Annotated in this window: 11 protein-coding genes; all 11 read right to left on the bottom strand. The window is 27.6% G+C overall.

Annotated features, from left to right (window positions below):
* Positions 1-4: 4 nt before the first annotated feature.
* On the bottom strand, positions 5-490 hold the full coding sequence (cas4, locus tag J2S72_RS02615; protein ID WP_023055565.1) for a CRISPR-associated protein Cas4: 486 nt from the start codon (positions 488-490) through the stop codon (positions 5-7).
* Positions 487-3,039, bottom strand: a complete 2,553-nt coding sequence (locus tag J2S72_RS02620; protein ID WP_023055555.1) for a CRISPR-associated helicase/endonuclease Cas3 — start codon at positions 3,037-3,039, stop codon at positions 487-489. Before J2S72_RS02620 ends, cas4 begins: the two co-directional genes overlap by 4 nt.
* Complete coding sequence (gene cas5b, locus J2S72_RS02625; RefSeq protein ID WP_023055608.1) at positions 3,029-3,757, bottom strand: type I-B CRISPR-associated protein Cas5b; 729 nt, start codon at positions 3,755-3,757, stop codon at positions 3,029-3,031. The genes J2S72_RS02620 and cas5b overlap by 11 nt, the downstream gene beginning before the upstream one ends.
* Positions 3,757-4,719: a type I CRISPR-associated protein Cas7 gene (locus J2S72_RS02630; RefSeq protein WP_023055490.1), complete on the bottom strand. Its 963-nt coding sequence runs from the start codon at positions 4,717-4,719 to the stop codon at positions 3,757-3,759. The genes cas5b and J2S72_RS02630 overlap by 1 nt, the downstream gene beginning before the upstream one ends.
* Entirely contained in the window at positions 4,712-6,637 is a 1,926-nt protein-coding gene (locus tag J2S72_RS02635) for a hypothetical protein (protein ID WP_307494931.1), read from the bottom strand. Before J2S72_RS02635 ends, J2S72_RS02630 begins: the two co-directional genes overlap by 8 nt.
* A gap of 2 nt (positions 6,638-6,639) precedes the next feature.
* Positions 6,640-7,332, bottom strand: coding sequence for a CRISPR-associated endoribonuclease Cas6 (locus J2S72_RS02640; RefSeq protein WP_023055580.1), 693 nt, complete (start codon positions 7,330-7,332; stop codon positions 6,640-6,642).
* 234 nt (positions 7,333-7,566) lie between these two features.
* Positions 7,567-8,598, bottom strand: a complete 1,032-nt coding sequence (locus J2S72_RS02645) for an MBL fold metallo-hydrolase (protein WP_023055582.1) — start codon at positions 8,596-8,598, stop codon at positions 7,567-7,569.
* Positions 8,595-10,250 (bottom strand): ABC transporter permease, encoded by a 1,656-nt coding sequence (locus J2S72_RS02650; RefSeq protein ID WP_307494932.1) that lies wholly within the window; start codon positions 10,248-10,250, stop codon positions 8,595-8,597. Before J2S72_RS02650 ends, J2S72_RS02645 begins: the two co-directional genes overlap by 4 nt.
* The gene (locus J2S72_RS02655) at positions 10,250-11,272 is read right to left on the bottom strand and encodes an ABC transporter substrate-binding protein (protein ID WP_023055528.1); all 1,023 of its coding nucleotides are present in this window, start codon (positions 11,270-11,272) and stop codon (positions 10,250-10,252) included. Before J2S72_RS02655 ends, J2S72_RS02650 begins: the two co-directional genes overlap by 1 nt.
* 8 nt (positions 11,273-11,280) lie before the next feature.
* Complete coding sequence (locus J2S72_RS02660) at positions 11,281-12,234, bottom strand: ABC transporter ATP-binding protein (RefSeq protein WP_023055586.1); 954 nt, start codon at positions 12,232-12,234, stop codon at positions 11,281-11,283.
* 154 nt (positions 12,235-12,388) lie between these two features.
* Positions 12,389-14,965 carry an ATP-dependent chaperone ClpB gene (clpB, locus tag J2S72_RS02665; protein ID WP_023055527.1) on the bottom strand — a complete coding sequence of 859 codons (2,577 nt, stop codon included), beginning with the start codon at positions 14,963-14,965 and terminating at the stop codon, positions 12,389-12,391.
* Between the last annotated feature and the right edge of the window lie 12 nt (positions 14,966-14,977).

Here is a 14,977-nt window from a genome sequence, read left to right on the forward strand (position 1 = left end):
TCACCTAAATTTTACAATATTCATAATAGGCACATTTACTGCAACCTTTAATTTTTTTAAATTTTGGAATTTCTTTAGATTTTATCAAAAGCTCAATTTTAGATATTAAATTTAAAATTTCTTTTTCTATATCTTCACTCAGTTCAAAATATTCTATTTTCTTTCCGCAACTATTTTCTACAAATTCTAATTTACCTTTTCTTTTTATTCCCTTATTTTTTAAAACATATAGATAATAATAAAGTTGCCATTTTGCAGCTTCTTTATCTGCGTCTGATTTTTTGGTTTCTGTTATATATTTAGATGTAATTTTATCAATTGCTATGTTTTCTATTTTTATTTCTGCATTTTCATCATTGATAGCTTTATCTTCATGAATTTCTCTTCCTATTTTTACAAGTTCGCTATTATCTTCAAAGTTCAATTTGTTGGCAAATAAATAGCATTGCCTTTTACAATGAAAATAATAATTAATTATTGTTCCATTCATAAAAAATCACCGCAAAAATTTAAATTTAAACGTCCATTTTCAAGATAAGCTTCTCCATCTTCTATATAAAATATATTTCCTCTGTGTTCGTTATATTGTCCAAAATATTTTTCAAATTCCATTTTTGTAACTTTATAAAGAAAATAGGACATGTCTAATTTGAGTTCTGAAAGTTTTACTATTTTTTCACTATAATCCATTTCATTATTTTCAAGTAGTGAACAATATTCTTTCCAAATTTTTCTTCCATCAATTTTTCTTTCTTCTGTTTTCGATCCATTATTCTCTTTTTTACATTTTATTTTTTGAGCTAAAAAAACTTCAATTTTCTCATCATTGTCAATAAGCTTCATATGTTTCGAAATTTTTTCAAATTTATTATTTGTTAAAGCTTCTTCAAATTCATCGTATGATAGGCTTTCTTTTCTTTCTTTTGATTTTTCAAGTTTAATTTCAAAATAATTTGAAAAATCTTTGTCTAATAAATTTGTTCTTCTCTCAGGATTTCTTAAAGTCAATTCGTTGTCTATGTGACCATAAATTTTATTTTCATCTGCCATGTCAAAAAAATAAGCTGTTGAATTTTTCTTATGAGCTGACCTATTTATTCTACCTAAAAACTGCTCTTCATTTTCAAGCTTTGATATGTCCTTGTAGCCGATGTCCATGTCAATATCAACTCCTGCTTCTATAACTTGAGTTGCAACCAATATTATATTTTTGTCTTTTCCTATTTCTTCTATCACATCATTTTTAGTTTTTAAATTGTCTTGACCTGTTAAAATTAAAATTTCATATTCTTTAAAGTTTTCATTTTTGTTTATTTCTTTGTAAAAATCTTCTGCATCTTTTCTCTTTATAAATTCCAATAAAATTTTTTTATGATTTTTTACATGATCCTTCATATGATTAATCAAATCTGTATAAAAAATCTTGCCTTTATCTAAAAGTCCATAGTCAAGTCTTACTCTATTTTTAAATAATTTATTTTCAAAAAATTTTTTTGGATTTTCAATTAATTTTACAACTTTATTTCTTTCTTTTTCTTCTAAAAGTTTAGATAAGTCTGGTAAAGTTGCAGACATAATTATAATTCTAAAATTTAAAGTTTCAGCATATGCATCAAGCATTTCAATAATTTCATTCCAAATTTTTTCTTTATAGGCTTGAATTTCATCTAAGACAATTACAGAGTCTATAAGTTGGTACAAGCCAAAAATTGATTCTCTATTTGAGCTGAATAATGTATTAAAGAATCCTACGTTTGAAGTGACGATAAATGGTGAATGTAAAAACTGTCTGTCTAAAAGAGATTTAATATAGTATTCCCATTCTTCCATAAGTTTTTCTTGATATTTATTCCCTATAGGGGAAAGAGAATTTATGACAGCAATATTATTTTGAACTTCAGTTCCTTTATAAAATTTATCTAAGGTATTTTTATTTTGCTCTACCAATGTATTAAAAGGATATACATAAAAAATTTTATTAATATTGCCCTTTAGCATTTTAAAAGATAAATTCATGGCAATATTGCTTTTTCCTGATCCTGTTGGGCTTTCTAAAAAATAAATATTTTTGCCTATTTCGTTTTTGCTTATTTTTTCAAAGTTTTTTTCTACTTGCAAAAATATTTCCGTTCGCAAATCATTTATTTCTTGCCTTTTTTTATAAGAGCCAGATTTTTCTTTATCTCTTATGCTTTCTAATAAAGTGGAATTATTATAAATTTTTATTAGTTCATCTTTTTGAAGATTTTCTAATTTTGTTTTAAATCCTTTAATATAATTTGTAGTTGAATAAAAATCCCCTGCAACTAATAATGAGTACATTAGTTTTACATAAATATAAAAAATTTTATTTTTATCTTTTCTTATCTTATTAAATGATAAGTCATCTTCCATTTCATAAAGTAAGTCTAAGATATCTTCTATTTTTTTATCAAAGTCTTCAAAAAATTTATCTTCCAATATTTTTAAATCACTTACCTTTTTTAAGGCTTTCATAAGGGGTGATTTTTTTTCTAAAAAATTGGATATAAAATTTTTCCCTTCATAAGAAAAATTGTTTAATGGAGAATGATGCCTTGAAATTACATAAGAATTAAGAATTATAAAATAAGTTAATAGATACTTTGTTTGTTCATCAATTTTTAAATTATTTATTTTATCTCCATAGTAATAAAAATATATGGCGGAGGAAACTATTGAATGTTCGCTTTTTATTCCTAAATCAAAAGAAGAGTCATATGTTTTAAAATTATTGTTATTAAGTCTTTCCCATTGAAATTTTCCGTTAATTTTTCCTATATCATGAAAATCTACAAGACTGTCGGCTAATTCCATAAAGATATTTAGATAGTCATCAGTTTTGAAAAGGACTTTATAAATCCTTTTCAAAACTGCATTAACATTTTTAAAATCTTTTATTTTTCTATAATATTGTCCACAAAGTTTTGTGTGTTCTTGTAAAGTTTCAAACTCTTTATTTTTACCTCCTATATGACCGTAATATTTTTCAGAGTTTTTAACTAAATCTTTAATTTCCATAAAGACCTTCTTCTGAATAAAAAACTAAACTTTTATCATTTTCTTTATCAAGGTAGGTTATTTCTTCTTCAATTAATTTTTGGTCTGTAAAAATAGTTTTTTCAACGATATATCTATCTGTATCTTTTTCTAATTTAAAAGGCAAAAATTCTTGATATCTGAAAGTATTTCGTCCGGATTTAGTTTTAAAATCTCCTTCTAAAAACATAGAATTTATTGAATTTACATTTTCTTTTTTTAAATCTATATAAGCTGGGTTTAAAATATCGGCAAAATGATCATTTGTGCCAAGATATGGTATATAGCTAGCTTTATAATTTATTATTCTTTGTGACAATTTTTCAGCTTCTTCGTTGTCAATTAAAAAATATATTGTCCAGGAAACATCTTCAAGCCAAACTTGCTTTACTATTAAATTTCCTCCTTCTTCTCTTGAGGCAAAAGCTGTGGAATTATTAAACCTTTGTATTTTTCTATTAAAAATACCGTCATTTGTATTTGGAATAACAGCAATTTTTAAATCCATAAATTTTTTATAGAACTCAGGGTATTCTTTTCTATTATTTTGTGAATATCCTGAATATCCCATAATCGCTCCAAAAATTCCTAAAAGAGCGATTCTATGAATTTGTCCGTAAGAAAAATATAAATAGGTATTTACATCAGGTTGTTTAAAAAAGGCTGTTTTTCCCTTTAAATCAAATTTAAAAGCCTTCATTATTTAACCTCTATTTTTTCACCTGTGAAGATATTATAAAAATCTGCGTTTTTAGGAAAATCAATTAAATCTAAATATTTATCATTGAAGTATATTTCAATTTTCTTTATTTCTCCTCTATTTTCTAAAATATTCGAATCTGTGAAATATAATTTGTCTTTTGAATTTTCATCAACTTTTTCAAATCTTATAAGTTCAGCTAAGTTTGGTAAATATAAATCTAAATCCGTTTCTACAAACATAGCAAATTCATTTTCTGCTCCAACTTTTGAATTGGTAGCAAAACTTGTTGCTGAATCTATGGCTGCTGATTTAAATTTTTTGTAATCTTCTTCTTCATAACCTTCTGTTACTCCCAATTCTTCATAAGCGTTATAGGCAAGAGGATTTACTACAAAAGAATAATAATAATGAGCTTCTTCTGAAACTATTTTTGTCCCAAGAGTTGATGATTTTGCTTCTTCATTATTTTCAGATTTTTCTTTAGCCTTGGGATCTCTAAAAGGTGATAAAATATTTTGTTCACAAACTTTTGCTCCTTCATATTTATTTAAACCTTGAGATATTTGGACTGCTCCGGTTATGGATATATTATTTCCGGCTTCTGCAAAAGTTGCTCCGAAATTCTTAACATCGATGGCCGAAAAAAGATTTGTCAAGACTTTTTCAGATTCTCCCTTTTTAGAATTAGTAAGCTCAGTTTTAAAAATTTTTTCATATCTTTCTTTTAAAGTTCTTGGAATTAAAAATCCACTATCTGAAATTAAATAACTTTTTATATATAAAACTTTTTCTCCATTATTTTGCCATTTAACTTTCATTGGATATTTTAAAGCTTTATCTGATGCAAAAAATTGTCCATTGCTTAAACTTTTCGGATATCCTGTAAAATCTGCATTCCAGTTTGCCATAATTGCTCTAACTCCGCAAACTCCATATACTCTATAATTTAACTTACTCATTTATATTCCCCTTTTCTTCAGAATTATTTTTTTTATTATAAATATAAACTTCATCTAAAAAACCACAAATTATATACTTATCATCAACTTTTTTTCCCTTGTATTCATAGCTTAAAACTTTGCTGATTAGTCCATTTAAATTTGAATTTTTAATAACTTTTATATTATGCCCATATCTAACAATCAGTCTTTTTAACTTTTCTACTATTTTTTTGGGATTATCGTTATCTAAATATTCTCTAATAAAAGTAAGATTTTTATCTCCTATATTACTTTTGTCTAAAAGATATCTTAAAATTTGACCAATTCCGAATAAAAATTCTTCGTCGCTTTCAAATTCAAAATTTCCTCCCGACCTTATTTTTTCTTTCATATCTTTTTGTAAAGTCATAAACAAACCTCCTATATTTTTTTCAAAATAGTCTTTAAAAGAAAGATAATAATTGAATTGAGCGATGGCCTTATTAAAATAATTATTAGAAAGTGAATATTTAATAGAATCAAACATTAAGCTGTCCAAATTTTTTTCAAAATATTTTTCTTTTCCGTTTAAAATAAAATTCAAAGCATTTTGACCATGATTAATAATGATTAATTTTAAATTTCCATCTTTTATATTTAAATTTTCGAGACTATCTCTGTTTTTATAAAAATAATTATAAAAATAAACCCAATCAACATTTTTCATTACGTCTGATCTTTTTGTCATGTAAGAGTATTTACTTTTTTGTTTTTTTATATCATCTTCTTTTGCATCTTTTCCATAATTCTCTTTTATATACTCTTTAAAAGTAATATCAATATCAAATAAGTTTTTAGTATATTGTTTATACGATAAAATGGCAGCTTCATTCTTGTCCGGATATAAGAGAAGTTCATATCCCTTAAAGTCTTCATTTAAATCAAAATCATTTTCTAAAATTTTTTCTCTTTTGATGTCAAAATATACTCTATAAATTTGTCTTCTAACAAGGTTATCCAAATAATCAAAAAATGTTTTTTGAATTTCTGCATCTTCCGTACTTATTAAATATGGCTCATTTATTATTCTGTCAAAATTGCTGAGATAGGGTTTTTTTTCGTTTAGACCCATATTATTATTTGATAAGCCAAAAATTTTCCCGTCAATTTCTTTATTATACTTATTTTTATTAAAAGAGTTGCTTCTTAGATAACGCTCTTGTTCTCGCTTATATGCTCTTTTTGTTTTTTCTTTATCTTCATATACAAAAAATATTTTAAAATAAGTTTTATTGTCAGGATTTAGGTTAAATTTATCTAAATTTTTTATCAACCAATTTCTAATTTTTTCTACTTCTTCTGTATTGACAATCCCTAAAATATTCTCATTTTCTTCATATAAGACTTTTGATTCTTTATCTTTATATTTAGTGTATGGATCTTTTAAAGTATCAAAATACCTTAAAATTGAAGAAAAAAATTTTTTGAATTTTTCAACATCTTCAAAATCTAAGCCAGCATAAATTTCTTCTTTAAAAATACTTTTCTCTTCATCGATTTTATCCAAAGAGAATTTTCCCGAATCTAAAAGTTCATAAATTCGGCTTAAAATAATTTTTGCACTTTCTTCTTTAGGATAAATATTTTCTTTAAAAAAGATACTGTAATAATTGGAGCTTTGTATAAGTTTTTTGAAATCCATACTCTTATTGGAATCTAAGATGTTGGAATGGTAATCTAAATACTTTATAAAATCATAATTTAAAGAATTTTCCCCATCAATTATTTTTGTCTTTTTATCATATTTAATTGTAAGAGGTTCACTAAGAGCCCAATCTTCATTTTCTTTCATGGTAACTAATATATATTTACCATCCTTTGGCAAGTAGCTTTTTAAAATTAGATTTGGGTCTTTTTTAAGCTCCTCTTGAAAAATTTCTATGCACTCTTTAATCACCGTTAACTCCTTTCCATAAGTTTATAGCCTTCAAATCCGAACCCATAAGAATTGTTTTCACTAAAAGTAACCCCTAAAGAAAAATATGCAATTTCTTGAGAAAATTTGTCAGGCTTAATGTTAAGTTCAATTTTGTCTCCTAAAAGAGTGATATTTTTAAATTTACATGGAATTGGACCTGAATTTAAAAATTTTATACAATCATAAAAATCTTTTTCTTCGATTTCGTTTTTCGTGAAATATTTATATTTTTTAAAAATATTTTCTTTAATACGTTTCTCAAATTCATCAACACTTAAATTGTTTCTCCAATATCCCTCATCTGATTTTAAAATCAGGCTATTTAAGGTGTAAATCTTGTCAATTAAATCTTGTTTTATAACTTTAGGTTTAATAAGTAAATTTTTAAAATTATAATTTTTATAATTTTCAAAGCCATTTAACAAATAATTTACAAAATCTTTATCTATAGATCTTATTCTAAATTGGCAAAGTTTTTCCTTGACATAAAAATTTTTTATTGGATATAAACTGTCAAAGCAATATGGTTTATAATTTTTTTCTTCGTGAAAAGCTAAAAATTTTTCATTTAAAGCTAAATATCCATTGATAAGCTTCGCTAATTCTTTTTGTACATCCTCCTTTTTTAAATCTTCTAACAAAAATGTCTTTACGTTTAATTCATAAACTTTCAAATAATCACCTCCATATAATTATCATTTGCTTGATTACAAATTAATAATAAAACTTTTTATATTAAATTACAAGCACATTTTTAAAAAATTTTTTACATCTCATGTTGGCGTTCAAATTAGAATTAACTAAATATCATTTGCTATTTCAATACATCTTATGTTTTTGTTCAATTTAATCCTATTATAAACTATTTTTATAAATTTATAGCAAATTATTTTTAGTCTTATAAAATTTTAAATTTCAAATTTTTTAGGGCAATTAAATGATATAGTGTGGAAAGGAATTGCCATTTTGAAATTATTGTTTTCAAGAATTTCTCTATATTGATTGAAATTTAAGTGTGTTGGAACAATTACTTGAGACATTTTATTTTTATTTAAAAGTTTCATGGCCTTCGATTTTTTTTCCAATGTTCCTGTAGAAATTCCTCTTCCACCATTTTCAATTATTTTTATTGCTGTTTTATAGCTTTCTTTATTTTCTAATTGTGGGTCTTGTAAAAATATAAAGCCTTTCATTTTATTTTTAATGGGAAAAAGGTCTAATTTTACTTTTTCATTTTGCCAAAAGTTGTTAAATCCACAAGAGAATGCTTTTCTTATTTTTTTATCTCCATAAATTTTATAGTCAAAATTTTCTTCAAGAATTTTTAAAATTTCAAGTCCTCTTCCATATTCAGGGACTGGAAAAAATATTTTATCTGTAATTTTTAAATATTCTTTTATTTTTTTTATTAATTTTTCTTTTTGTTTTTCAAAACTATTTTCGTTAAATCCATAAGCTGCATCAATTATTGCAAAATCGGCTTTTTGATCTTCTATTAGGTCATATTTATAGACTTTTGTTTGAAAGTTTACATCTCCTGAATAAAAAATCTTTTTATTTTCAAATTCCAAATTAAAATATACCGCCCCTTTGGCATGGCCACTTCTTCCCCACTGGATTTTCATGCCGTCAACTTTTTCATCTATGTCTTCAAGATATATTGTAGGATAAACTTTTTTAAGCATTTTAAAAGTTTCATAGCTTGTTATAAGCGTACAGTTTCTATTATTTTGAAAAATTAAATCTAAAGCTCCGCTGTGATCTTTATGAATGTGGGATAAAAAAACATATTTAATTTTTTTTATCTCTTTTTTACTTAAATCAGGCAATAAGGTTTTATTTTTTATGCCTGCATCAAATAAAATTGAAAATTTTTCACCTTCAAAGTAAAAAGAATTTCTTCCGTGTTCTCCCACTCCTCCTGCAATTTTAAATTTCATATCTTTTTCCTTTCTAAGAATAATCTGACTAAAATTAAACTTGTGGTTGTTATTAAAACAGTTATCAATGCCATTGCCATTCCTAAAGATATGGATCCTTGTTCAAATTCACGAACTATAAATGTGGATATTACAAGCTTATTTGGCGGTGAAATTAATGATGCTGTGACAAGTTCTCTTAAGCCTATTATAAAGGTCATCATCCATGCTGAAAAAACTGATTTTAATATTAGGGGTAAATTTATCTTTCTAAAAATATATAGGGGACTTGCTCCGAAAACTTTTCCTGCCGCTACTAAATTTTCAGAAATTTGTGTATATCCGCTTGTTACATAGGATATTGTATATGGCAAGAATAAAATTACATAAGCTAAAACCATTATTCCCATGGTGTTGTATAGGGGTAAAATTTTATATAAACGGTTCCAAAAAATCATTATTCCTATTACTATTACTATACCTGGAAGCATTTCAGGTAAAAGTCCTATTCCTTCTATAGTTTTTCCAAGTTTATTTTTACTATAAAATATCATTGTAACTATTAAAGTTCCAAAAATTACGCAAATTGTAGCTGAGCAAAATGCCAATAAAAATGAATTTTTAATGGCCTCCATTCCCTTTTGAGATTCAAAAAAAAGTTCATGGTAGTTTGCCGTTGTGAAATTTCCCATTTTAAATCCAATTCCCCTCAATTTTATAAGAGATGATGAAATTATAGAAAAGTATGGAATTATAATTGAAATAAATATAACTAAAAAAATATACAGATAGGCTAAAAATTTTTTTCCTTTTTCAAGTTTTATAAGAGATACTTTTAAACCTTTACCTCCAACTAAATTATAGCTGGCTTTTTTTGTTATGATATTTTGCATAAGCCACATAAAAATACAAATACCCATAAGTAAGCTTGCAAGAGCTGCTGATTTTCCGAAATCCACCGGTGCAATACTTGCATATTTATGAATATCTGTGGTAAATACACTAAAGCCTATTCGCTTTCCTAATGTAGATGGAGTTCCATACTCACTTAAAGTTTTTACAAAAACTAAAAGACCTCCTATGGCAAAATTTGAGTATAAAAGTGGCAAAAAAATTTTTATCATTCTTATTTTTGAATTTGCTCCAAAAACTTTCGCCGCTTCTAAAAGAGAGTTTGGTATGTTTGCCATTGCGTTTTTTAAAATAGTAAGCATAAATGGAAATATATGCAAACTCATAACAAGAACAAGGCCTGCTAATGTGAAAAACCAATTTTCACTTCCCTTAAACATGGGAACTATCTGTTGTAAAAGTCCATTTTTTTGCATAAACAATATCCAACCCATAGAAGCGATATATGGAGGCGTCATAAAAGGTATAAGAAATAAAATTTCAAAGATTTTTTTATTTGCCAGTTCCGTTCTTGAAAACAAAAATGCTAAGGGTCCTGCAATAAGTGTGGAAACTATTACGACTAAAATTCCCAAAAGCAAAGAGTTTAAAATCATTTGCAAATTTTCATTTTTTGAAAAAACTTCAAGAGAAAAGCTTAAATTTAATTTTCCGTCAATTATTACTGCTTTTAAAAAAACAGATAAAAGAGGAGCGATAATTAAAAATATTAAAATCACTCCTATAATTATCAAATTTAAATTTTTTTTAAAAAATTTCATTACTTGGCAACAAGAGAGTTTAATTTTTTAGCTGAATCTGTTGCTATTTTCATCATATTTTCCCAATTTGTAGGAATTTGTTTTATATCTTTAAGACCTGCTCTATTGTCCATTTCAATGTCGCTTCTTCCTGGAATAAGAAAAGCTTCTGCCACCATCTTTTGAGCCTTATCTGAATAAAGAAAGTCTATAAATTTTTTAGCTCCTTCAGGATTAGGTGCTGATTTTAAAATTAAAGCTGGACGAGGATTTACAACAGTTCCGCTCTTAGGATAATAAATGTCTATGGGTTCACCCTTCTTTTTTGAAGTGTAGGCATTGTAATCAACTCCTGCAACTAAAATTCCAGTTTCCCCTGTTGTTACAGATTCAAGGGCAGCTTTATTTGCTCCTGGAACAATTAAACCGTTTTTAGCCATGTTTTCAAAATCATCCCAACCGAAATTATCTATATATGCTGCAAGAAAGTCTTTACAAGCTCCGGATTTTTCAGGGTCTGGAATTGCAATTTGGCCTTTATATTTAGGATCTGACAGTTCGCTCCAATCTGCATTTAAATCTTTAAAGGCATTTGTATTATAAATAATTCCAACTGCAGAGGCACAGTAACCGAAAAGTTCATTGTCTTCATCAATCCATCCCTCTACACTTTTATCTTTATTTTTTATTTCGTAGGACATTAACATGTCTTGAGATTTTAAGCTTAAACCGTCAGACCATGATGCAAGACCTACAACATCTGCAATAGGATTTGCCTTTTCAGCTTCCAGTCTTGCTAAAATTTCTCCTGTAGTGCCTTGGAAAACTTCAACTTCAATTCCACTTTCTTCTTTAAAGGCTTCAGTTAATTTTTCTGTAAGTTTTGCTGGAGAAGGCATATAAACGGTAATTTTTTTATTATCTGACACATTTTCACCCTTATTTTCAGAGTTAGCCTTAGAGTTTTCTTTTGAATTTCCGTTAGCACAAGCACTTAAAAGTAAAATTGAGCAAAGTAAAATTCCAATAATAGATTTTTTCATAATTCCTCCTAAATCTTAATAAAGTTTTTTTCATCAATATGAATAGTCAACTTATCCCCCACATCTAATCTTTCATTAGAAAAAATACTCCAAGTTTTTTCGTTATGATTAACGTTTAAAAGATAAGAGTTCCCTAAAAACTGCACTTTTGAAACAATTGTGTTGAAAGTTTTTGCACCTTCAAAGTCATTCAAACTTGCTACTTCAGGCCTAAACATAAGATCATCCTTAATCCAATTTCCAAGTCCTATAAAACTTGCAACAAATTCATTATTAGGATGATTGTATATATTGTAAGGAGTATCGTACTGTTCTAAGAAACCATTATGAAAAACCGCAATTTTTTCACTCATACTCATTGCCTCAGTTTGGTCATGGGTCACAAATATTCCTGTGATTGAAAGTTCATTTATAAGTTCCCTAAGTTCAAGACGCATTTGCTTTCTTAAAATTGCATCAAGAGCAGATAAGGGCTCATCAAACAAAATACATCCCGGCATTATGACTATGGCTCTTGCAAAAGAAACTCTCTGTTGTTCCCCACCAGAAAGCATTGATGGATATCTTTTTTCATATCCTTCAAGCCTTACTTTTTTCAAAGCAGATTTAACTTTTTTATCAATATTTTTAAAATCTCCTTTAACTTTTAAACCGAAGGCAACATTGTCATAAACAGTCATATGAGGCCAAAGTGAGAAATCTTGAAATACAAATCCCAACCCTCTTTTTTCCGTTGGAAGATCTATATTTTCATCTTTAGAAAAAACACAAACATCATCAAAAAATATTCTCCCTCTATCAGGTTTTTCAAGACCTGCTATAATTCTTAAAAGAGTTGTCTTGCCACAACCTGAAGGTCCTAAAAAACTTGTAAGTTTTCCGGATTCAATTTCAAGATTTATATTTTTTAAGACATCTTTTTTCCCGAAAGATTTACAAATGTTTTCAAGTTTAAGTCTCAATTCATACACACTCCTCTTTTTTTAAGTTTACAATAGAGATGTAACTTGAAATTTTATAAAATGTAAGGAAATTGTAAAAATAAAAGCGGCTTTTCACAAAAAAATCTCCTTAAAGTTATTTCCTTAAGGAGATTTTATAATTTTTTAATTTTTATTATTTTACTTGAAGATCAAGGGAATTGTCTTTTACAACTATTTCAACTTTACTTTTTTCTATTACTTTTCCTGCTATTATAAGTCTTGAAAGTTTTGTTTCAATTTGTGATTGAATATATCTTTTTACAGGTCTTGCTCCATATTGAATGTTGTAAGAATTTTTCAAAATATATTCTTTTGCTTCTTCTGTTGCTTTTAAGCTTATTTCCCTTTCTTTTAAACGGTCTTCTATTTCTTTTATTGAAGCTTCTATTATTTTAAATATTTGATCTTTCATAAGAGGCTTAAATAAAACTATTTCGTCTACTCTGTTTAAAAATTCCGGTCTAAATTCTCTTTTTAATTTTTCATTTACAGCGTCTTTTGCTTCTTGAGAAATTTCTCCGTCTTCTTTTATTCCTTCAAGTAGGTCTGATGAGCCTAAGTTACTTGTCATTATAATGACAGTATTTTTAAAGTCTACTGTCCTTCCTTGATTGTCTGTAAGTCTTCCGTCGTCTAATACTTGAAGGAGTATATTAAATACATCTGGATGGGCTTTTTCTATTTCATCAAACAAGACTACTGAATAGGGTTTACGTCTTACAGCTTCTGTAAGTTGTCCCCCTTCTTCATAGCCTACATATCCTGGTGGCGATCCTATTAGTCTTGATACTGAAAATTTTTCCATATATTCACTCATATCAAGTCTTATAAGATTTTTTTCATCGTCAAATAAGTCTTCTGTTAAGGCCTTTGCTGTTTCAGTTTTTCCTACTCCTGTGGGTCCTAAAAATATAAATGAACCTATGGGTCTATTTTGTGATTTAAGACCTGCTCTTGCTCTTAATACGGCGTCTGATACTGCTTCTACTGCTTGGTCTTGCCCTATTACTCTTTGGTGAAGTCTTTGGTCTAATTTTAAAAGTTTTTCCTTTTCAGTTTCATTTAATTTTTCAAGAGCTATTCCTGTCCAGCGGCTTATTACTTGTCTGATTTCTTCTTCTCCCACTACTTCCTTTACCATGGAATGTTCGTCTTTTGTTATTTTTTCTGCTTCTTTTAATTGTTTTTCCAGTTCAGGCAGTTGTCCATATTTTAAAACTGAAAGTTGTTCCAAATCATATTTTCTTTCGGCTTCTTCTATTTTGTGTTTTATATCTTCTATTTTTTCTTTAAGTTCTTTTACTCTGTCTAAGTCTTTCTTTTCTGCTTCCCATTTTGCCTTTTGAAGATCATAGCTTTCTTTTTCTTTAGAAAGTTCTTCTTCTATATTTTGAAGACGCTTTAAACTTTGGTCGTCTTTTTCTTTTTTTAAAGTTTCCCTTTCTATTTCCAATTGAAGAATTTTACGTCTTACTTGGTCTATTTCCGTTGGCATGGAGTCAATTTCAGTTCTTAACATGGCGCAGGCTTCATCCATTAAATCAATTGCCTTGTCCGGTAAAAATCTGTCTGAAATATATCTGTCTGAAAGAACTGCTGCAGCTATTACTGCTGAGTCGGAAATCCTTATACCATGATAAATTTCGTATTTATTTTTTATTCCACGTAAAATTGAAATGGTTTCTTCTACTGTTGGTTCGCTCACTAAGACTTTTTGAAATCTTCTTTCAAGGGCTGGGTCTTTTTCTATATATTTTCTAAATTCATCAAGGGTTGTTGCTCCTATTGCATGAAGTTCTCCCCTGGCAAGCATAGGTTTTAAAAGGTTTGATGCGTCCATAGCACCATCTGTTTTCCCTGCACCTACAATGTTGTGAATTTCATCTATAAATAATATTATTTGACCTTCGCTTTTTCTTACTTCCCCTAAAACAGCCTTTAATCTTTCTTCAAATTCTCCCCTGTATTTTGCTCCTGCTATTAATGAACCCATGTCAAGAGAGAAAATAGTCTTTGTTTTTAAACCTTCAGGAACATCTCCTGATACTATTCTTTGGGCAAGTCCTTCAACTATGGCAGTTTTACCTACACCAGGTTCTCCAATTAAAACGGGGTTGTTTTTTGTACGTCTTGATAAAATTCTTATTACATTACGAATTTCTTCATCTTTACCTATAACCGGATCTATTTTTCCGGCACGAGCTTCCATAGTTAAATCTCTACCATATTTATTTAAAGCATCAAAAGTATCTTCCGGATTATCACTGGTAACGTGTTGATTGCCTCTTATTTTTTGAAGATTTTCAAGAAAATTTTCCATATTTATGTTAAATTTTTTGAAAATTTCTTTAGACTTTCCTCCACGTTTTATCATTGCCATGTAAAGATGTTCAACGGAAGTATAAGAGTCTGCAAATTCATCTCTTATCTTATCTGCGTCCCTTATTATTACGGCAAGATCTTGGCTGGGAGATATATTTCCCCCTCTTTGCTTAGGAAGTTTTTCAATTTCCTTTTTCAAATCGTCTTTTACTAAATCTGGATTAATTCCCATATATGATAATACTTTGGAAATCAAACCTTCATTATCAGACACTAAAGCCTGATTTAAATGGATATCTTCTATTTGAGGATTTCCAAATTCATTTGCAAGATTTTGAGCTTTTTGTAAAGCTTCTACGCTTTTTTGCGTCCACTTTTCAAAATTCATATTATCACCTTT

Origin of the sequence: Peptoniphilus koenoeneniae, from assembly GCF_030812875.1 — a bacterium.
Classification (GTDB): Bacteria; Bacillota; Clostridia; order Tissierellales; family Peptoniphilaceae; genus Peptoniphilus_B; species Peptoniphilus_B koenoeneniae.

Bases quoted from the DNA above. Each gene is read 5' to 3' on its own strand.
- cas4 (WP_023055565.1), bottom strand. From the start codon at position 490: ATGAATGGAACAATAATTAATTATTATTTTCATTGTAAAAGGCAATGC.
- J2S72_RS02620 (WP_023055555.1), bottom strand. From the start codon at position 3,039: ATGGAAATTAAAGATTTAGTTAAAAACTCTGAAAAATATTACGGTCAT.
- cas5b (WP_023055608.1), bottom strand. From the start codon at position 3,757: ATGAAGGCTTTTAAATTTGATTTAAAGGGAAAAACAGCCTTTTTTAAA.
- J2S72_RS02630 (WP_023055490.1), bottom strand. From the start codon at position 4,719: ATGAGTAAGTTAAATTATAGAGTATATGGAGTTTGCGGAGTTAGAGCA.
- J2S72_RS02645 (WP_023055582.1), bottom strand. From the start codon at position 8,598: ATGAAATTTAAAATTGCAGGAGGAGTGGGAGAACACGGAAGAAATTCT.
- J2S72_RS02650 (WP_307494932.1), bottom strand. From the start codon at position 10,250: ATGAAATTTTTTAAAAAAAATTTAAATTTGATAATTATAGGAGTGATT.
- J2S72_RS02655 (WP_023055528.1), bottom strand. From the start codon at position 11,272: ATGAAAAAATCTATTATTGGAATTTTACTTTGCTCAATTTTACTTTTA.
- clpB (WP_023055527.1), bottom strand. From the start codon at position 14,965: ATGAATTTTGAAAAGTGGACGCAAAAAAGCGTAGAAGCTTTACAAAAA.